Source organism: Flavitalea antarctica (genome assembly GCF_054461535.1).
Genome location: NZ_JBTLQG010000024.1, coordinates 21,942 through 40,415, shown reverse-complemented (window position 1 = coordinate 40,415; position 18,474 = coordinate 21,942). Strand labels below are relative to the sequence as shown.

Here is an 18,474-nt window from a genome sequence, read left to right as displayed (position 1 = left end):
ATTTAATGAAAGAGCAGGATAAACCAGGCCTACCCTTTAAGGGAACTATTGCGTTTGGGGGTTAAAAATGGCCGTTGGGTACCGGATCTGGAAAAATGATCCCAATCCCAAAAGACTGCAACAACATTTACGGGAATCTGATAATTTCTTCATGCTGAAACAGCACGAAATTAAGGGTTTAGCCTGAATTTACCCTTATGCATAAGAATTGAAGGGAGATTACCAGCCTATCCCGTAATCCTCGCCGTGATTACTGCTTCCTCCCCACAAGGAACCATGTTCCCAATCGAAGTAGATCGCATTGATCGGACCGCTCGACCTGTTGGTAAAGCGCATTGTATATCCCATAGCTTTCAGTTCTTCCCTTACCTTGGGAGGTGTTGCCGATTGTAAAACAATATTACCTGCCCTGGGTTGCCTCTCCTTCATGGTAGTTCCTCCAAGTGATAGCCAAAGCTGGTCAGAATTGATGTTTGCAGCTTCAGTTGCCTGCTGAACAGTCATGCCGAACTCGACCATATTCAGGAAAAACTGCAGGAGATTCTGGTCCTGTGTGTCGCCTCCCTGTACTGCAAAGGATACAAATGGTTTCCCATCCTTGAGGGCCATAGACGGTGTGAGTGTTACTCTTGGTCTTTTTCCAGGTGTGATCACATTAAAAGGGCTGACGACCGAATCGAGCACAAAACTCTGCAGGCGCTGGCTCATGCCCACGCCTGTTTTGCCTGCTATGCAAGCAGGTATCCAACCACCACTTGGGGTAATGGAAACAACCCATCCCTCTTTGTCTGCCGCTTCAACAGAGGTAGTACCCCGCCAAAGCCTGTCCTGGTACAAACTATCATTGACATAAGAGGCTTCAATGTCATTGAAACCTATCGCGTCGGAACTGTTGGAAAGACTGTTGGACGCAAGTATTTCTGCGCTTTCGCTTCCAGGCTTGTCCGCAGGCAAATTGAAACTGATCGAATCATGTTTAGGAGTGGCACCACCCGGGGTTTTCTCAGCTGTGGTATCAGTGAGGGTTAAACGCTTTTTGAGCAGAGCCGTATAGGGATTTGTTTTTCCTTCAAAAGGATAAGGATCTCCCGGCGCAGCAAACGCATCATTTTTAGCTTCATTGATCAACTTAACTCTTTCTTTAGCGTATTCCTTGCTCAGCAGCCCCCTGATTGGTGTTTTTGGGGTAAAGCGCGGATCCCCATAGTAAAAATCACGGTCGGCAAATGCGAGATTCATAGCCTGGTAAACTGTATGTATATACTTACTCGAATTATATCCCATTTGTTTCAGATCGAAGTTTTCCAACAGGTTCAGGCTTTGGAGCAGCGCAGGTCCCTGGGTCCATTCCTGGAGTTTGTATACTTCGATCCCCTTGTAATTCACATGCAGTGGTTCTTCCTCTATGGGTTTCCATTTTGCAAGATCCTCCATCGTTATAAGGCCACCCTGTTCCTGGCAACCTCTTACAAATTCCTTTGCAATATCACCTTTATAGAATCTGTCATAAGCAGCCATAATTGCTTCCTTGCGCGACTTCTTGTTCCTGATCGCCTGTTGTTCAGCTTCTACCAGTTTTGTCAGCGTTTCGAGCAGATCTTTTTGTACAAAAATTTCGCCGGCTTCCGGAGCTTCTCTTTTTTCGCCGGGATGAGTAAGAAATACAGCCTTGCTGTATGGCCATTGCTTGATCATTGCTTTATTGGATTCAATGCTACGTGCTGTAGAAGCTTCAATAGGATAACCTGCAGCCATTTCCATTGCCGGTCCTAACACGTCTTTCAGACTCATCGTACCATATTCCGATAACATATGACAGATACCTCCAACGGTACCGGGTGTCACTGCCGCAAGCGGTCCGTACTCCGGCGGAAAATTGTATCCTTTATCTTTAAAAAACTTTACCGTGGCACCGGTCGGTGCAATACCCAACGCATTGATTGCGATTACTTTTTTTGTCTTAGGATTGTAGATGAGTGCCTGCGTTTCGCCTCCCCAGCTGAGCACATCCCACATAGTACAGGTGGCCGCGAGCATTGCGCATGCAGCGTCAACAGCATTTCCTCCTTTTTGAAAAATCATCGCCCCGGCAGTGGCAGCCAAAGGTTTGCCGGTGATCGCCATCCAGTTCTTGCCATGCAATGGCGGTTTCTGGGTTTGTTGAGCATTAAGCGATATTGAAATCAGGATGGTGACGGCAGTTAGAATGTTCCGGTTCATGTATATAAAATAGGTTATCATACAAGTTAGGGAAAAGTGAGTTACTAATTATCACTACGTTGAGATACATCCTTTGAATCAGGATTAATAAAATATGAAGTAGGCTTAAGCTGGTGGACATAAGATTCTCAACACCGGGAACGAAAATTGATTGTATATGGCATACCTATAAAATACACTATGAGCCAGGCTTTTGTAAGGGAAAGTGACGATCAGTGGTTACACGATCTTCCACCATCAATTAATTCGTTGCTCGTGTATCTCACCAGGGAAAACAATGGTATACCCGTATATCAAAAAGATCTTAAGACAGATAGCAATGGCCGGGAGGTGCATTGCATGAGCAATGGATTAGATTATGCCATTGATAAAGATGGCAAATGGGAAATTGTCTGGTGATGCAGACATCGCCGGCAAAAAGGCAAGCCAACGCGGCCGGAAAAAGCAGGTCAGTACAGCCGGAAATACACAAATCAGGCTTCCCGCAGGTAGTATAAAGGACTTTTATTTTCACGATTCGTTTATCTATCTTTAGTGTCATGCGATAGCCGCAGGATAGATCCCGCATGTTAGTAGCAATCACACTTGAATGGTTAAATACCTGTATACATATCTAAAGATAATTCTGAAAGATCCGTACTTCAGAAAGTCTTTCCTTAGTAACCTGTTTTTCCTGTTTCGAAAAATAATCTCACTTCGTGTCAATAGGAACAGGAAAGATATTATTCTGATCAATCTCACCGAACATATGGGTGATATAGTTGCCGCCGAACCCGTAGCGGCACATCTTCGCAATGAAAATCCGGATGCGTATATTATCTGGTGTGTAAATAAGAAGTTTGATGAACTGGTTAAATACAATCCTGCCCTGGATGCTATCATAACGGTCACCTGCATTGCTGAATGGATCATTCTTAAAAAGATGATCGGCAAAATGATCACAGTCTTTGACCTTCACCTGAACGGTCGTTCTTGTGGCACTTATAAACTGACAAACAAAAATCCAAACACTATTGGGATAACTGTCTTTAATTATCTCGGCTTTGGTAATCTCCTGGACGTTTTCTCAAAAACTGCAGGTATCCAAAATATTAAAAACCGTGCACCAACTTTTCATTTCTCTCCGGATAAATCCAATGAAGTTGTCTTTCCATTCGATTATGTTGTATTTCATCCTCTTGCAAATGATCAGGAAAGGAATTGGTCAAGTGAACAATGGAATGCACTGCTGCAACGGATCCTTGATCTATATCCCACTGTTCACGTTGTTGAGATAGGATTACAAACTGTTCTATCAAATTGCTCCCCGAGATTCCACAATCTTACTTCCAGGTTTAATCTTCAACAGGTTGCCTGTATTATAAAAAGAGCGAGGCTCTTTATTGGTGTTGAAAGTGGCTTTGGACATTTTGCCAATGCACTTGGCACCAACAGCGTTATCCTTTTTGGCTATTATCAGCAATACAAAAACTACCAGGTGTACTCGGGCCGTTTTGCTGAAGGAAAAGATGTCACGCTCTATTATCACCAGGGCAAGTTGCGGCATTTGAAAATGGAGGAGTTATGGCCCTCCGTTGAAAAACGTTTGGACCACGGCAGGGGAGGAGAAAAACTTATTCGTGTTTATTAGATCATTAATTTCACCATCCCGGCAAGTTGCCTTATCACGGTCCTGGCTGGCAAAGTATATATCCCATTAAGAACACTCAAACATTTTTTGCTTATGAAAAGTTTTCTCTTTGCATGTATTCTACTGTGTATTCTGGCTCCGGGCTATGCCCAGTCAAAAAAAATCTTCAACGAATCGGAAGCTGAAAAATCCAAAAGACTCGCCTGGTGGCAGCATGATCGTTTCGGTATGTTCATTCACTGGGGTCTTTATGCTTTACCGGCAAGGCATGAATGGGTAAAGAACCAGGAAAGAATAACAGATTCAGCCTATCAGAAATACTTTGACAATTTTAACCCGGATCTTTTTCAACCAAAAGAATGGGCGAGGATGGCCCGCGAGGCAGGAATGAAATATGCGGTACTTACTTCGAAACACCACGAGGGATTCTGTCTTTTCGATTCCAGGTATACGGATTATAAGGCTACAAAAACACAGGCAAAAAGAGATCTTGTAAAGGAATTTGTAGATGCATTCAGGGCTGAAGGATTGAAGGTTGGATTTTATTATTCACTGATAGACTGGCATCACCCTGATTTTACCATAGATAAAAATCATCCCCAGCGCGTAGCTGATCCCAAAAATTATGCAGCGCTGAACCAGGGGAAAGACATGGCTAAATACCGCGACTATCTCCATAAGCAGGTAGCGGAGCTGCTCACCAATTATGGCAAGATCGATCTGATGTGGATGGACTTTTCTTATCCTGGACAGGATGGTAAAGGAAGGGATGACTGGGGTTCAGTTGAATTAATCAAAATGGTACGCAAACTTCAGCCTGGCATCATAGTAAACGACAGGCTTGATCTGCGGGATTACGAAGACGGCGGCGACTTTGTTACCCCTGAACAATATAAGGTGGCAGAATGGCCAATGGAAAATGGAAAACGGGTACCCTGGGAAACATGTCAGACGTTTTCTGGTTCGTGGGGGTATTACCGTGATGAGAACACCTGGAAGGATAATAAACAATTGTTGACACTTTTAATTGAATCGGTGAGTAAAGGTGGAAACGTTTTGTTGAACGTTGGTCCTACAGCACGGGGTACATTTGATTCGCGGGCAAAAAAAGCATTGGGGCAGATGGGTGAATGGATGCAGGTTAATAGCCGATCCATCTACGGTTGTACCCAGGCCGATGGTTTTCAGAAACCGGATAACTGCCTGCTTACCTATAATTCTCAAACAAAAAGATTATATGTGCACCTGCTTGACTATCCGTTACAAAAGATCGTGTTACCAGGATTGAAGGGCAAGGTAAAGTATGCCCAGTTTCTGCATGATGGTTCCGAGATCAGGCCCACCGATCGTGATGGTCATGGATACAAACAACAAACAGGAGCCACCGGCGATCTTAGTCTAAGCTTGCCGGTAATAAAGCCGGATACCGAAATTGCAGTGATTGAACTTATTTTGAATTAAAATCAGGGGAGTGTTACAAGATGTTCAAACACTGAGATAATCGCACAGAATAGGGGATAAAGAATACCACGATGTGGTGATATCGCGGTCCGGTAAAGTGGCGTAGTTTTACGTCAGACATTCAGTACTGGTTCTCTGGTTGCCGGCACATGAATTGACTAATTTTGATTCAGAAAACAGAGTGACACAACAATAATTTTTTTCTCATAAGCAGTTAGTTTTGGTTATTCCCCTGTATTCTTACAGGGGATTTTTTGTTAATTAGCTTATCATGACGGACATGGATTATCCGGTTACATTTTCCCGCGTCAGGAGTTCATCAGAGCCGGAGTTTGCCGGGTGCCTGGAAATTTATCATGAGGCCTTTCCTGTTTTTGAACGGCAGCCTGATGAGTTGATCCGGCAGAGGATTGACGATGATAGCTGCATCTTATTGGCTGGAAAAAGAGAGGGGGAGATAGTATCTATGTCCGTATTATGGAACTTTGAAGGGACCCCGTATTTTTTCCTTGACTATTTCGCTGTCAAACACAGTAACAGGGGTTACCAGCTTGGAACCCGTTTTTTACAATATATCGTTGGCAATTTTTTGCAAAACGAAAGGCATCTTATCATCGAAGTTGAACATCCGCATTATGGAGACAAAGACGAAAGGGCAAAGAGAGTGCGATTCTATGTAAACAATGGGGGAGTTACAATAAACAACGTCCGATACTTTCTGCCACCATTGGGAGGAGCTGCTGAACCGATGGAGATGCAGCTGATGATTTTGCCTCAACCTGCGGAGATGCCAGGCGAAGAAGTAATTCAATCACTTATCTCAACGATTTACAAAAAAGTTTATCAGAAAGATTACAGACCCGGAGTTTAGGAACAAGCACCAAAGTTCTCGTGAAGAAGAGAACTTATTAAAGTTATCATACACGGCAGTCTCAACCTTTGTTACGGTAAACCGCTCAGGCAAACGATCCGCCTTTCATATTGGATTGTTGGAGAGCATGTAAAAAGTAATGAGTCGTCAATAGGGAACATATCCCATAACTGACAACTCATTACCCGAAATTTGATACCTGTCTGTTTAAATTTCAAAAATTAACTGCTCGTCCCTGTTTTCAACTTTGATCTTGCGAATGAAGTTATCATAACCTTCTTCTTCATCATGATTGCTGTAAACGCCGTACGCATCCATGCTGTAGCCGCGCAGGCCGTCGTTGGCTTCAATGATGTATATGATTGATGAGTCGGAAGGGTCTGATTCACCCTCAAACCGGAACGTTTTAATAATAGTTAGTTCATCTGCTGAATAACTTTTTCCGCGACCGGCCTGGAACTTTCCATCAACCAGTCGGAATTCATTATCCATCTTTTTTAGTCTTAGTTTTTCAAGAACCGAAGTAACGGTTGTCATTTGGACTTTATCTTCAGGTGCTGCATTTTGTGTAATCATAACATATAGTTTATCCCGTAGTCTAAACAAAACTCAAGCCTCTTTTGCAGACTTGCCCGGCACGGCCGATTGCTATATTTAACAGGCAAATCAGGGATAATCTGTAATGTCTGGAAAAAGGTGGGGAAAAATCTCTACGAACGCGGGGTCCGCATATTATTTTAAAAAGAATTTCGTTAGATTGAACATATGCCCTTGTCGAATCTGAAGTTAAATTATATTAGTGGAATGATGTTTCTGATCTTCCTGTTTTACATGGTGTCATGTCATAAGACACCTGCTGTTAATCAGAGTGTTTTTGATAATGATCCTACGCAGAAAGTGTTAGATCCCCAGTCTATTGATGAGGCTTCCGGGATCGCCGATAGCAGGATCAACAGGGGACATATCTGGGTGCAGGAAGACAGTGGAAATCCACCGCAATTATTCCTGGTCAGTCATGAAGCCAAAGTAAAAAAAACAATTTATCTCGATGGAATAACAAATCGTGATTGGGAGGACATGACTATAGCTAAAGGTCCGGATCCCTCATTGGATTACCTTTACGTAGCTGATATAGGTGACAACGGTGCCACGCAAAGCGATTATAGCATTTACCGGTTTCCTGAGCCATCGCTTACGGTCGATACCGTTCGGAAAATTGAAAGGATTGCTTTCAAATATCCGGATGGTGCGCATGATGCCGAAGCCTTGATTGTCGATGACCTGAATAAGGAAATATACATCATCACCAAGCGGGATACAGCTTCACGCGTGTATCGTATGAAGAATCCCTCCAGCCCAAACGATGTCAGCACGCTTGAATACGTTACCTCACTGAGATTCAACGGGGTTGTGAGCGCGGACCTGGCAACGGACAGGAAATCCATGCTGGTAAAAACTTATTCTGCAATTTATTACTACGATATAAAACCGGGGAAGCCCCTGGCTGAGGTTTTTAATTCAACCCCGGCTCCGGTAAGTTACCAGGTGGAACCGCAGGGTGAAGCCATCTGTTTCCTGGATGACAACACAGGTTTCTTCACACTAAGCGAAAAAGCGTTTGCTTCAACCGTGAAATTGTATAACTACAAGAGAAAATGATCAAAATGTAATTGTCAATTGATGATTGCTTACAGCAGAAGTGCCTGCAGCAATTGAGGTTGATCTCTCCAATACAATAGTGAGTCTTCAGAAACAACAGTTCCTATGGTCGTGCATGTTTACAACCAGCAATTGACAATTTACAGGAAGTATTTATCTGTATCCAGACATACCCTGGGTAGATTTGCAACCCCCGCGGGATGATACGCATGAGCTAACAGTAACAGTAGCAGTAATAGCAAGCAGAATAACTAAAAGTGTCCTTTTCATTTTTGTGGTATTTAGAGTTTGAATTAAGCCTGGCGGAACAAGGGCTTAACGATCACAGGGTGATTCAAAGGAAAACGGACGGGTAGCAGAGGGTAAGTTCCGCGAATCGAAAAAGTTTTGAAAAGGGTAGTTCTTAAGGGGAGATTTCTGTCGGATTGGATGACCAGAGATTCAAAATAACGCAGAAAAAATTGAAATTGCAAGCCTGCCTTCTGAAAACTTAAAATTTTTTTGCTAATCATTTGATCTTAAATACTTTTAATAACAAATCCAATACTAAATGAAAGTACATTTTATAGCCATAGGCGGAAGTGTTATGCATCAATTGGCCATAGCATTGAAGCTAAAGGGTTATACCGTCAGCGGGAGTGATGACGAAATCTTTGAACCCGCCCGTTCGAACCTGGACCAGGCTGGAATTTTACCTCCTGATACCGGTTGGTTTCCCGCGAAGATCACCGCTGACCTGGACGCCGTTATTCTCGGCATGCATGCAAGAAAAGAAAATCCTGAACTTCAGCGGGCCATCGAATTAGACCTGAAGATCTATTCTTTCCCTGAATACATTTACCAGGAAAGTCTCCAGAAAAAACGCATAGCGGTGGGCGGCAGTCATGGAAAAACCACGACGACGTCCATGATCATGCATGCGTTAAAGGGTGCCGGTTATGATTTCGATTACCTGGTTGGTGCGCGCCTGGACGGATTTGCCCAGTCCGTAAATATTACAGATGCGCCAATCATCGTTTGTGAAGCAGACGAATACCCGGCATCGGCCATAGAGAAAAGACCCAAATTCCATTTCCTGTTTCCGCATGTGGCCATTCTGACCGGGATAGCCTGGGATCATATCAATGTATTTCCAACCTTCCCGTTTTATCTTGAACAGTTCTCGATTTTTATTAGCATGATCAAAGAGGGCGGCCTGCTCATCTATAATGAGTCCGATCCGGTTCTTACAGAACTTGTTAATCAGCATTTTCGTTCAGATATCCGGTATCAGCCTTACCATGTTCCTGATCATACCATCAGTGAAGGCAAAACCGAGGCAATCATTGAAGGTGCAGGCGGAATGCTGAGGGTATTCGGAAACCACAACCTGCTTAACCTGAATGCGGCCTGGTATGCCTGCAAAGAGCTTGGAATGGATGCTTCAACTTTTATGAAGGCTATGGCAGATTTTACCGGGGCCTCAAAAAGACTCGAATTGCTGGCTTCCGGAAAAAACACCAACGTTTACCGCGATTTCGCCCATGCTCCCTCAAAAGTTAAAGCTACTATTGAGGCGGTTAAAGCGCAGTATCCGGGAAGGAAACTGATAGCACTGCTTGAACTGCACACTTATAGCAGTCTGAACGAGAAATTCATGGAAGAATATAATGGAGTGATGACTATGGCCGATGAAGCGGCCGTATTCTACTCAAAACATGCACTCGAACTTAAGAAAATGCCGGATCTCGCTGTCGGGGCCGTATCGGCAGGATTTAATAAACCAGGGCTCGAAGTAATAAATAAACGCGAAGATCTGGAGCGGTGGTTAAAAAAACAGGATTATGAAAATGCCAGTTTGTTGCTCATGAGTTCAGGTAATTATGATGGATTAGATATGCTTACCTTTGCGGAACAAGCCAGTAAAAACAAGTTGAATTAAATTACATAGACGCTCATGCTACAATTGTCCAAGCCGCTGGCTGTTATCGATCTTGAAACTACCGGGATAAACTTATCTGCAGACCGGATCGTTGAAATCGCCATTATCAAGATTATGCCTGATGGTAAAAAGATCGTTAAAAGGAAAATTCTCAACCCGGAAATGCCTATCCCGCCATCGTCTACTGAATTTCATGGTATTACCGATGAGATGGTTAAAGACGCGCCGACATTTAAGCAGGTAGCCAACGAGGTCAAACAATTCCTGGAGAACGCTGATCTTGCGGGTTATAACTCCAACCGTTTCGATATACCTATGCTCGCAGAAGAATTCCTGAGGGCTGGCCTTGATTTCGAAACAAGGGGACGCAAATTCCTGGATGTACAAAAGATCTTTCACCAGATGGAACAACGCACATTAAGTGCAGCTTATAAATTCTATTGTAACAAAGTACTGACTGATGCTCATAGTGCTGAGGCAGACGCCTCGGCCACCTGGGACATCCTGGAGTCACAGATAGACCGATATCCCCAGTTAGGCACCACACTCGATACGGTACTTAAATGTATTGGTGAAGACCTGGTTGTTGATCTGGCACGCCGGATGGTCATCGAAAATGGCGTTGAGGTCTTCAACTTTGGCAAACACAAGGGTAGGTCGGTCGCTGAGGTGTTAAGAACAGAGCCACAGTATTATGACTGGATGATGAAAGGCGATTTCCCACTTCATACGAAACAAAAACTTACCGAAATTCTGAACAGGAGCTTGTTAAAAAAGGGATAAATAATCAAACCTTTAATTTCGGACCATCTTACCGGCTGAAAAATTGTATTTTACAGAAATAACGCGGGTCTTCGATTGGAAAATATTGTCATCATACCGACTTATAATGAAAAGGAGAATATAGGAAAGATCATATCCGCGATTTTTTCATTGAATCAACCTTTTCACGTTCTCGTTATTGATGATGGCTCACCTGATGGTACCGCTGCGATCGTCAAAGAGCTGCAACTCAGTTACCCCGGAAAACTTTTCCTTGAAGAAAGAAGCGGTAAGCTCGGCCTGGGCACAGCCTACATCTTTGGTTTTAAGTGGAGCCTTAGCCGCGGATATTCTTTCATATTCGAAATGGATGCCGATTTCTCACATAATCCCAATGATCTTATTCGTTTATATGACGCCTGCAAGACAGGTGGTGCAGACATGGCAATCGGTTCAAGATATGTCCGTGGAGGCGGCACTGTGAACTGGCCAAAGGACAGGATCATGCTTTCAAAGGGAGGATCGCTGTATACAAGAATGATCACCTGGATGCCGGTGAAAGACACTACGGCTGGTTTTGTTTGTTATCGTCGCATTGTCCTTGAAACCTTGAACCTGGATGAGATCAGGTTCCTCGGGTATGCGTTCCAGATAGAAATGAAGTTTGCCACGTGGAAACTCGGATTTAAAATAAAAGAAATTCCTATCATTTTCCAGGACCGGAAATTCGGGCTTTCAAAAATGCATAAGGGCATCGTAAAAGAAGGAGTGCTCGGAGTACTCAAACTCAGGTGGCACAGCCTTTTCAAAGATTACCGCAGACGGGTCAAGAACACCGGTAACCCGGCTTATTCGGAAAGGACCAATGATGAGGTCCTGATGAAATCCAAGTAATTTCTCTAGCTTTTTTCATGATGAATTTTGTTCCGGAGCAGGATACTTCCGTGTCCCAGGTGTCGTAAATTTCCGCCCATTACTCCTGCGGGATAAGTTGAGTGTAAATAAAAGTTTAGCGCAGCTGATCATATTATTCTAACTCTAACTTATCTTTCATATCCAAAACCTTTAACCGATGCGAGGTCATCTCCTGCTTTTATGTGTATCTATTTTTTCATTATCCGTTAAGGCACAGAAAAAAGTTTTAGATCACAGCGTTTATGATGCCTGGGAGTCGATCGGTGAGCGAAGTATTTCCAATAACGGCCGATTTGTGGTCTATGCCATTAATCCTCAGGAAGGCGATGGAACCATGGTGATTCAGGCTTCCGACAATAGCTATAAAATGGTGGTTCCGCGTGGATACAATGCCAACTTCACCGGGGACAACCGATTTGTAATCTTCAAAATCAAGCCGCTTTTCAAAGACGTAAGAGAAGCCAGAATTAGAAAAAAAACGCCCCCTGAAATGCCAAAGGACAGTCTTGCTATTGTTGAGCTGGGCAAAGACAGTGTGTTGAAGTTTCCGTCAGTCAGATCCTACAAACTTCCCGAAGAAGGAAATGGCGTGTGGGTTGCCTGGCTTTACGAAAAAAATACGTCTCCATTAAACAAACCTGCTGTACGCCCTGACTCGCTCACCCAGATCTCCAATATGATGAGAATGGCGGACAGTCTTTCAAGGATTGTTGACAGCATACGCAACAAAGCAAATGAAGCAAAAACCAAAGGGATAGCTACGCTCCAGGCGCCAAAAAACGCGCGCACAACGAACAGGATCTCTGAGCGGGTTGAAGAAGGTGCGGAACTTGTACTTCGTAACCTTCATACCGGTGAAGAAAGAAAATATTCATTGGTGAACGATTACCTGTTCAGCAAAAATGGAAAGATATTCTTGCTCGAAACCTCGCGGAAAAACACGGATACGCTGGTAAATGCTTCTGTGATCTGGACCGATCTTGCTTTGGCAAAGTCGGACACTATCCTGAGAAAATTTAATGATGCACGGAATTTTTCTTTTGATGAAGATGGGACACAGTTGGCGTTTGTAGCGGAAAGAGACAGCTCAACAAAAGCCCTGCGAAAATTTTATAAACTTTATTATTATAAGCCGGGAATGGACAGCGCTGTTAAACGCGTTGACAGAAATACATCCGGAGTTCAGAATGGGCTAACCCTCAGCGATAGCTCATTGCCGAGGTTCAGCAAAGATGGCAAAAAGTTATTTTTTGGCCTGTCACAAATCAGGGAGCCCAAAGATACGACACAGCCTGATTTTGAAACTGCCCGCCTTGACATCTGGCACTATAACGATGACTATCTTCAGCCTCAGCAACTGAAACAGTTGAGGACAGAAACGGGAAGATCTTACCAGGCCGTATTGACCGCTGATCAGCAAAGAGTGGTTCAACTTGGCGGACCCGATGCAGAAAATGTTTTCCTGGTAGATGAAGGCAATGCAGACTATGTTATTGCAACTTCTTCAAAAGGCAACAGGATCGAATCACAATGGCAGGGATTTGCCAAACAAACTGCATATGTAATCTCTGTAGCTGACGGAACCCGTAAAATCATAAAAGAAAAACACCGTGGTTTGTTTACCGTGTCTCCCCAGGGGAGATATGTAACATGGTATGATGGGGCGGCCAAACATTATTTTGCTTACAATGTGAAAACAGGTGTGACCAAAAACATCTCAAAAAAAGTTACGACTCCCTTGTTTGATGATGAAGATGACCATCCTGATGAACCGCCATCCTTTGGTATCATCGGATGGATTGAAAATGACGTAGCGCTGCTTGTCAATGACCGCTATGATATCTGGCAACTCGATCCCGATGATGCCAAAGCTCCTGTTAATGTGACCGGTGGCTATGGTAAAAAGAACAGGATCGTTCTGAAATATATCAGGTTCGACAGGGAACAGCGGTTTATCAAAGCAAATACTGCTTTGCCTTTGGAAGCATTCAACCGAAACAACAAACACAGTGGTTTCTATACCAAAACGCTGGGTACTGACGGCGACCCCACATTAATGACGATGGGTGCACATGGCTATGTGATGCCGTTAAAAGCAAAACAGGCCGAAGTTTACCTTGTTGGAAGAATGACTCCGCAGGAGTCTCCCAACGTATACACGACAACCGATCTTAAATCTTTCACTAAGCTGAGTGATATCAATCCGCAGCAAAAAAACTATAACTGGCTCACAGCGGAGCTCGTCAGGTGGAAAATGTTTGATGGCAAGGAATCTGAAGGTCTTGTTTACAAACCTGAAAATTTTGATCCTAAGAAAAAATACCCGGTAATTTTTTATTTCTATGAACAGGATGCAGACGGTCTTTACAACTACCGGGCGCCTGCACCTAGCGCATCGACAATCAATATTCCATATTTTGTTAGTAACGGATATATAGTCATGGATCCAAACATTCATTACAAAGATGGTGAGCCCGGAGAAAGTGCATACAATTCAGTAGTCTCTGCGGCGAAACATATGTCCAGGTTCCCATGGGTTGATTCCACTAAAATGGCAATCCAGGGTCAGAGCTGGGGAGGGTACCAGGTAGCATACCTCGTCACACGTACAAAGATGTTTGCCGCTGCAGGCGCAGGTGCGCCCGTCGCAAATATGACAAGTGCATATGGTGGTATCCGTTGGGGAACCGGTATGAACCGCCAGTTTCAGTATGAGCGCACGCAAACAAGAATCGGAGCAACTTTATGGCAAAGGCCGGATCTTTATATAAAAAACTCCCCGTTGTTTAAGGCAGATAAGATTTCAACACCACTGCTGATCATGCACAATGATGCTGACGGGGCTGTTCCATGGTACCAGGGGATTGAGCTGTTCACCGCGATGAGAAGACTCAATAAAAAAGTATGGATGTTGCAGTATAATGGTGAAGATCATAACCTGGTAGAAAGAAGAAACCGGAAAGACCTCAGCATCCGGCTGGGACAATTTTTTGATCATCACCTGAAAGGAGCGCCGGCTGCAAAATGGATCAGCGAAGGCGTACCGGCAGTGCTGAAGGGCATTGATCCGGGAACGGAATTGCCCTCGCAGGAAAAAAAGGCTTTTTAGATCCCCGGCAGAAGGCATTCCTGTTAATGAGCTGGCAATAGCTTAACCCGGCAACGCATGGGCGCCCGGCCCCTCTGATTAGTGCAAATCGATTCCCCCGATTCAAGCTACTTATTAATTGACATAAAATGACTAAGTCTATTCGGGGATTTTTGCGTAAGCCGAAACACAAGGTAGGGATCTGTTGTATTGCAAAAAATGAAGACCGGTACCTGGATGAATGGGTGGAGCATCATTTGCAAATTGGGGTAACTCGTTTCTATATTTATGACAATGAATCAACAACTCGTATTGCAACTGTTTTAAGTGGGTACATACAAAAGGGAATAGTGAAGGTCGAACCTTTTCCTGGCTTTAAAATGCAAATAAAGGCGCGTAAGCACTGCCTGGCAAACTATGGAAGGAATGTCAATGGATAGCTTTTATCGATGTCGATGAATTCATTGTGCCAAAAACTCGGAACGGCAGTCTGGGTGATTTCCTGGAGAGCTACAAAAAATTCGTGGGTCTCGGCATACACTGGCGGGTTTTGGGATCCAACGGGCACCTGGAGAGGCCAGAAAAATCGCAGTTAGAAAGTTATACAAAAAGATCGCTGTTAACAGGGGGAATGAACCGTCACATCAAAAGCGTGGTGCAGCCAAGGCATGTCAGAAGCGTTCCTAAAGATCCCCATCACTTCCGGTAGAAGTTTGGGAAATATTGCGTCAATGAAAACTTTGAGCGTATCAATGGGGCCGTGGCTACTCACACATCGAATAAAATTCAGCTCAACCATTATTTCGTTCGCTCACTCGAAGATTTCAGGCTCAAGGTGGCGAGAGGGAGGGCAGATAGTGAAATGCAACGTACGGTTGAAGAATTTCAGATAGTTAATGAATTTGCAAACATGGTCATCGATGAAACATCCTTAAGCTGAGATTGATCTTAAGCAGGCAATCAGTTGACTAGGCAGCATTCACCGAGATATAGCGAACCAATGTTCGTTTTGCTATAGGAAGTAACGTTTCATCTATAGGAAAACTCAGCGGTGTCTCGATCGAATATACTGCAGGATGCGGAAGATTCTTATTTTGCCGCATAAGTTCAGCCTTAATGTTCTCGTAACTGTTCACGATGTTTCGCTGCCATTGGTTCACGAATTCAGTCTTGATGGCGCGGTACTTTTCATCATGTTTCTCAAAAATGCTGAGGCGGTATTTATATACCCTCGTTTCACGGGTACTGCCGTCGCTTAAAAAAAAATATCCTTCATGTATTTTGATGGGAAGGATGCCCACAGGGAAAACGGTTAGCTTGTCTTCTACAAATTCATATATCTCGGTACCATTGCTGATAGCCCGTTTCATTTTGTCGCTAGCATAATTAATGATGTCTTCGAGCTCTTTCATCAGGTCATCATCTTCGATCAGTTGTTCATACAGTAACTGTAGCTTTTCCATCTGTATGCCAGTCAGTTTTTTAGGAAACTGTTCCTGCAGATATTTCTTGTTCTCCCTGAACGCGACTAAATTGTTGTAGTGAAAAATGATGTCAGAAAGTTGTGGGTATAGTTTATTTTCATTGAAGTGATTGCTGATTTCCTGCAAATAGGCGAGGAGCGTGTATTTTTTTAGTTCAAAATCTATATAACCATCAGCGAACCAGGTCTCGGAGAGTGTTTTCATGGTGTATAAATATTTAAGTTAGCGTACAGGCAGCAGTCGGATATCTCTAATTCTGAATTTACAAAAAAAATATTTCATTATGAAAATTAGTTTTCTGGTTTTTTTCTCTTGCTTAATACTCAGTTCGTGCACTTACAAGGTTTATGTAGTCAGGCATGCTGAAAAATCCACTTCGCCACCGGACAACCCGGTTCTGTCTGACGCCGGGACTGCACGGGCGCTCAGTCTGCGGGAAACATTAAGGAACAAAAAGATCAGGTACATCTATTCCACCAATACTACCCGCACGCAAAACACAGCGGCTCCACTTGGGGAAGTATTACATATCAAAACGGTCACGTATCCCGCAAGGCCAGACAATAACTTTATTAAAACACTCAAAAGCAATGCCGCCAACCAGCTTGTAGTCGGTCATAGCAACACCATAGATGATGTAGTGAATATGCTGGTCGGTAGTAAAGCGATTCCGGAAGATTTACCCGATGCTGCTTATGATAATCTGTACATAGTCAAAATGCCTAAATCGGGCAAGGGTAATGGTCGCCTCGAGAGCCGCAAATATGGCAAAAAAAGTCAGTCGGTAAGTACCGCAGCCAAACCGGCCATGTCGTCCAATGATTGATGCACTACTGGTTACCTAAATCCGGTAAGCGCTTATAAAAAGTAGCGGCCTGGTGTCAGTATTCTCTTTGAGGATTGAAGTTTTCCAGTTCTTTGGCTACGGCATTCAGAAAAGTAGCACCAAGTGAACCATCTATGATGCGGTGATCATATGACATAGACAGGTACATCATATGACGTATGGCAATGGAATCACCCTGGGCCGTTTCAATTACAACCGGTCTTTTCTTGATGGCGCCGACAGCAAGTATAGCTACCTGCGGTTGATTGATAATTGGTGTTCCCATGAGACTGCCAAAAGTACCGACGTTGGTAAAAGTAAATGTACCACCGGAGGTGTCGTCGGGTCTGAGTTTGCCGTTACGTGCACTGTTGGCAAGATTGTTCACCTGCTTGCTTAGACCAACAAGATTCAGCTGATCTGCACTCCTGATAACCGGAACAATAAGGTTACCGTTCGGTAACGCAGTTGCCATCCCGATATTAATGTCTTTTTTTACGATAATCTGATCACCATCCACACTGCTGTTTAACCAGGGGTACTTTTTGATACATTTCACGATGGCTTCAATAAACAAAGGGGTAAAAGTTATTTTATCGCCTTCTCTTTTCTCGAAATCTTTTTTTATCCTTTCTCTCCATTGTACCAGGTTAGTAACATCGGCCTCAGTAAAACTCGTAACGTGGGCACTTATGCGTTTGCTATCCACCATGTGTTTCGAAATGAGCTTCCTCATCCGATCCATTTCTATGATCTCCGTGTTGCCGGTGTAAATGGCAGGAGACTGGGTATTTGATTCAGTAAAGTTAGGCTGAGTTGAAAGTTCCGCCTTACTGGCCTGTTGGTTGAACTGGCGTAACTCACTGCCCTGGCTCGTTGCAGGTGTTCGTTGTCCGGACTCATTAGCTGCGGCAGTCTGTACTTCGTTGCGTCCTCCCGGAGATGTAACCCGGGTTCCTGAACGGCGGTTATCTACAAATGATAAAATATCCTTTTTCGTAACCCTTCCTTCATTACCGGTTCCGGGAATCTGTTCAAGTTCAGTCATGCTGATCCCTTCACTCGAAGCGATATTTAAAACAAGGGGTGAATAAAAACGATTGCCCGGTACCGGCGCATCCTTCCGTTGCTGATCCGGCATTTTTTGCCAGTTCGATCCCGGGGAGGCAGCGCCGTAAGCGGTAGTTTCCGGTTGCAGGGATCCATTATACGACTTAGTATTACCTGGGTGGGCACCGGCATTGCCGTTATCGCCACCTCCATTATACAATGCGGCCTCTTCGGCAGCTGTCCTGATCTTTGCGATCACCGCTCCAACAGGTACAACATCGTTTACCTGGAACAATATTTCTTCCAGCACACCCTCCGCTATAGACGGTACTTCACTGTCAACCTTGTCCGTTGCAATTTCAAGGACTGTTTCATCAGCGCTGATATGATCGCCCGGTTGTTTGTGCCACTTAAGTATAGTTGCTTCAGTGATACTTTCCCCCAGCTTAGGCATTACCAATTCAACTATTGCCATATTCACCCTTTATTTAAATTCTGATTATATCTCTAAGTGCCTGCGGCCTCCGGCCAAAGGTAATTATTTCCTAATAATACCCTTACTATACTGAAATCTCCCGGTTATTGGA

17 protein-coding genes are annotated in these 18,474 nt (G+C 43.9%); 13 read left to right on the top strand and 4 right to left on the bottom strand.

The annotated features are described in order from the left end of the window. Positions 1 to 219 precede the first annotated feature (219 nt). Positions 220 to 2,220 carry a gamma-glutamyltransferase family protein gene (locus ACX0G7_RS18800; RefSeq protein ID WP_458925061.1) on the bottom strand — a complete coding sequence of 667 codons (2,001 nt, stop codon included), beginning with the start codon at positions 2,218 to 2,220 and terminating at the stop codon, positions 220 to 222. 180 nt (positions 2,221 to 2,400) lie between these two features. Between ACX0G7_RS18800 and ACX0G7_RS18795 the strand changes: the two genes are divergently transcribed. The 5 genes from ACX0G7_RS18795 (at position 2,401) to ACX0G7_RS18775 (ending at position 6,182) form a co-directional block, all read left to right on the top strand. Beyond that, the gene (locus tag ACX0G7_RS18795; RefSeq protein ID WP_458925060.1) at positions 2,401 to 2,619 is read left to right on the top strand and encodes a hypothetical protein; all 219 of its coding nucleotides are present in this window, start codon (positions 2,401 to 2,403) and stop codon (positions 2,617 to 2,619) included. Then, the gene (locus ACX0G7_RS18790; RefSeq protein WP_458925059.1) at positions 2,594 to 2,755 is read left to right on the top strand and encodes a hypothetical protein; all 162 of its coding nucleotides are present in this window, start codon (positions 2,594 to 2,596) and stop codon (positions 2,753 to 2,755) included. The genes ACX0G7_RS18795 and ACX0G7_RS18790 overlap by 26 nt, the downstream gene beginning before the upstream one ends. 54 nt (positions 2,756 to 2,809) lie before the next feature. Continuing rightward, on the top strand, positions 2,810 to 3,850 hold the full coding sequence (locus ACX0G7_RS18785) for a glycosyltransferase family 9 protein (protein ID WP_458925058.1): 1,041 nt from the start codon (positions 2,810 to 2,812) through the stop codon (positions 3,848 to 3,850). Positions 3,851 to 3,943: 93 nt separating this feature from the next. After that, positions 3,944 to 5,311, top strand: coding sequence for an alpha-L-fucosidase (locus ACX0G7_RS18780; protein WP_458925057.1), 1,368 nt, complete (start codon positions 3,944 to 3,946; stop codon positions 5,309 to 5,311). 271 nt (positions 5,312 to 5,582) lie between these two features. Further along, positions 5,583 to 6,182 carry a GNAT family N-acetyltransferase gene (locus tag ACX0G7_RS18775; RefSeq protein WP_458925056.1) on the top strand — a complete coding sequence of 200 codons (600 nt, stop codon included), beginning with the start codon at positions 5,583 to 5,585 and terminating at the stop codon, positions 6,180 to 6,182. 207 nt (positions 6,183 to 6,389) lie between these two features. On the opposite strand, the gene ACX0G7_RS18770 is transcribed toward ACX0G7_RS18775, so the two are convergent. Continuing rightward, positions 6,390 to 6,758: a hypothetical protein gene (locus ACX0G7_RS18770; RefSeq protein ID WP_458925055.1), complete on the bottom strand. Its 369-nt coding sequence runs from the start codon at positions 6,756 to 6,758 to the stop codon at positions 6,390 to 6,392. A 228-nt stretch (positions 6,759 to 6,986) separates the two neighbouring features. Here ACX0G7_RS18770 and ACX0G7_RS18765 point away from each other — a divergent pair, with 228 nt between their 5' ends. The 7 genes from ACX0G7_RS18765 (at position 6,987) to ACX0G7_RS18735 (ending at position 15,236) form a co-directional block, all read left to right on the top strand. Next, positions 6,987 to 7,841 carry a hypothetical protein gene (locus ACX0G7_RS18765; RefSeq protein ID WP_458925054.1) on the top strand — a complete coding sequence of 285 codons (855 nt, stop codon included), beginning with the start codon at positions 6,987 to 6,989 and terminating at the stop codon, positions 7,839 to 7,841. A 550-nt stretch (positions 7,842 to 8,391) separates the two neighbouring features. Beyond that, positions 8,392 to 9,762, top strand: coding sequence for a UDP-N-acetylmuramate--L-alanine ligase (locus tag ACX0G7_RS18760; RefSeq protein WP_458925053.1), 1,371 nt, complete (start codon positions 8,392 to 8,394; stop codon positions 9,760 to 9,762). Positions 9,763 to 9,777: 15 nt separating this feature from the next. Next, positions 9,778 to 10,545 carry an exonuclease domain-containing protein gene (locus ACX0G7_RS18755; protein WP_458925052.1) on the top strand — a complete coding sequence of 256 codons (768 nt, stop codon included), beginning with the start codon at positions 9,778 to 9,780 and terminating at the stop codon, positions 10,543 to 10,545. Between the two features lie 75 nt (positions 10,546 to 10,620). Continuing rightward, a complete protein-coding gene (locus ACX0G7_RS18750; RefSeq protein WP_458925051.1) occupies positions 10,621 to 11,418 on the top strand; it encodes a polyprenol monophosphomannose synthase in 798 nt (265 codons plus the stop codon). A 178-nt stretch (positions 11,419 to 11,596) separates the two neighbouring features. Further along, positions 11,597 to 14,548 (top strand): alpha/beta hydrolase family protein, encoded by a 2,952-nt coding sequence (locus ACX0G7_RS18745; protein WP_458925050.1) that lies wholly within the window; start codon positions 11,597 to 11,599, stop codon positions 14,546 to 14,548. A gap of 128 nt (positions 14,549 to 14,676) precedes the next feature. Next, entirely contained in the window at positions 14,677 to 14,967 is a 291-nt protein-coding gene (locus tag ACX0G7_RS18740; protein WP_458925049.1) for a glycosyltransferase family 2 protein, read from the top strand. Between the two features lie 26 nt (positions 14,968 to 14,993). Further along, the gene (locus ACX0G7_RS18735) at positions 14,994 to 15,236 is read left to right on the top strand and encodes a hypothetical protein (protein ID WP_458925048.1); all 243 of its coding nucleotides are present in this window, start codon (positions 14,994 to 14,996) and stop codon (positions 15,234 to 15,236) included. A gap of 259 nt (positions 15,237 to 15,495) precedes the next feature. Here ACX0G7_RS18735 and ACX0G7_RS18730 read toward each other — a convergent pair whose 3' ends face one another. Continuing rightward, positions 15,496 to 16,215: a hypothetical protein gene (locus ACX0G7_RS18730; protein ID WP_458925047.1), complete on the bottom strand. Its 720-nt coding sequence runs from the start codon at positions 16,213 to 16,215 to the stop codon at positions 15,496 to 15,498. Between the two features lie 79 nt (positions 16,216 to 16,294). Here ACX0G7_RS18730 and ACX0G7_RS18725 point away from each other — a divergent pair, with 79 nt between their 5' ends. Further along, a complete protein-coding gene (locus ACX0G7_RS18725; protein WP_458925046.1) occupies positions 16,295 to 16,837 on the top strand; it encodes a SixA phosphatase family protein in 543 nt (180 codons plus the stop codon). Between the two features lie 55 nt (positions 16,838 to 16,892). Here the strand turns inward: ACX0G7_RS18725 and ACX0G7_RS18720 are convergent, their stop codons facing one another. Continuing rightward, positions 16,893 to 18,362: a dihydrolipoamide acetyltransferase family protein gene (locus ACX0G7_RS18720; RefSeq protein WP_458925045.1), complete on the bottom strand. Its 1,470-nt coding sequence runs from the start codon at positions 18,360 to 18,362 to the stop codon at positions 16,893 to 16,895. Between the last annotated feature and the right edge of the window lie 112 nt (positions 18,363 to 18,474).

Bases quoted from the DNA above. Each gene is read 5' to 3' on its own strand.
- ACX0G7_RS18800 (WP_458925061.1), bottom strand. From the start codon at position 2,220: ATGAACCGGAACATTCTAACTGCCGTCACCATCCTGATTTCAATATCG.
- ACX0G7_RS18725 (WP_458925046.1), top strand. From the start codon at position 16,295: ATGAAAATTAGTTTTCTGGTTTTTTTCTCTTGCTTAATACTCAGTTCG.
- ACX0G7_RS18790 (WP_458925059.1), top strand. From the start codon at position 2,594: ATGGCAAATGGGAAATTGTCTGGTGATGCAGACATCGCCGGCAAAAAG.
- ACX0G7_RS18795 (WP_458925060.1), top strand. From the start codon at position 2,401: ATGAGCCAGGCTTTTGTAAGGGAAAGTGACGATCAGTGGTTACACGAT.
- ACX0G7_RS18760 (WP_458925053.1), top strand. From the start codon at position 8,392: ATGAAAGTACATTTTATAGCCATAGGCGGAAGTGTTATGCATCAATTG.
- ACX0G7_RS18745 (WP_458925050.1), top strand. From the start codon at position 11,597: ATGCGAGGTCATCTCCTGCTTTTATGTGTATCTATTTTTTCATTATCC.
- ACX0G7_RS18765 (WP_458925054.1), top strand. From the start codon at position 6,987: ATGATGTTTCTGATCTTCCTGTTTTACATGGTGTCATGTCATAAGACA.
- ACX0G7_RS18780 (WP_458925057.1), top strand. From the start codon at position 3,944: ATGAAAAGTTTTCTCTTTGCATGTATTCTACTGTGTATTCTGGCTCCG.
- ACX0G7_RS18720 (WP_458925045.1), bottom strand. From the start codon at position 18,362: ATGGCAATAGTTGAATTGGTAATGCCTAAGCTGGGGGAAAGTATCACT.
- ACX0G7_RS18770 (WP_458925055.1), bottom strand. From the start codon at position 6,758: ATGATTACACAAAATGCAGCACCTGAAGATAAAGTCCAAATGACAACC.
- ACX0G7_RS18785 (WP_458925058.1), top strand. From the start codon at position 2,810: ATGGTTAAATACCTGTATACATATCTAAAGATAATTCTGAAAGATCCG.
- ACX0G7_RS18755 (WP_458925052.1), top strand. From the start codon at position 9,778: ATGCTACAATTGTCCAAGCCGCTGGCTGTTATCGATCTTGAAACTACC.
- ACX0G7_RS18775 (WP_458925056.1), top strand. From the start codon at position 5,583: ATGACGGACATGGATTATCCGGTTACATTTTCCCGCGTCAGGAGTTCA.
- ACX0G7_RS18740 (WP_458925049.1), top strand. From the start codon at position 14,677: ATGACTAAGTCTATTCGGGGATTTTTGCGTAAGCCGAAACACAAGGTA.
- ACX0G7_RS18730 (WP_458925047.1), bottom strand. From the start codon at position 16,215: ATGAAAACACTCTCCGAGACCTGGTTCGCTGATGGTTATATAGATTTT.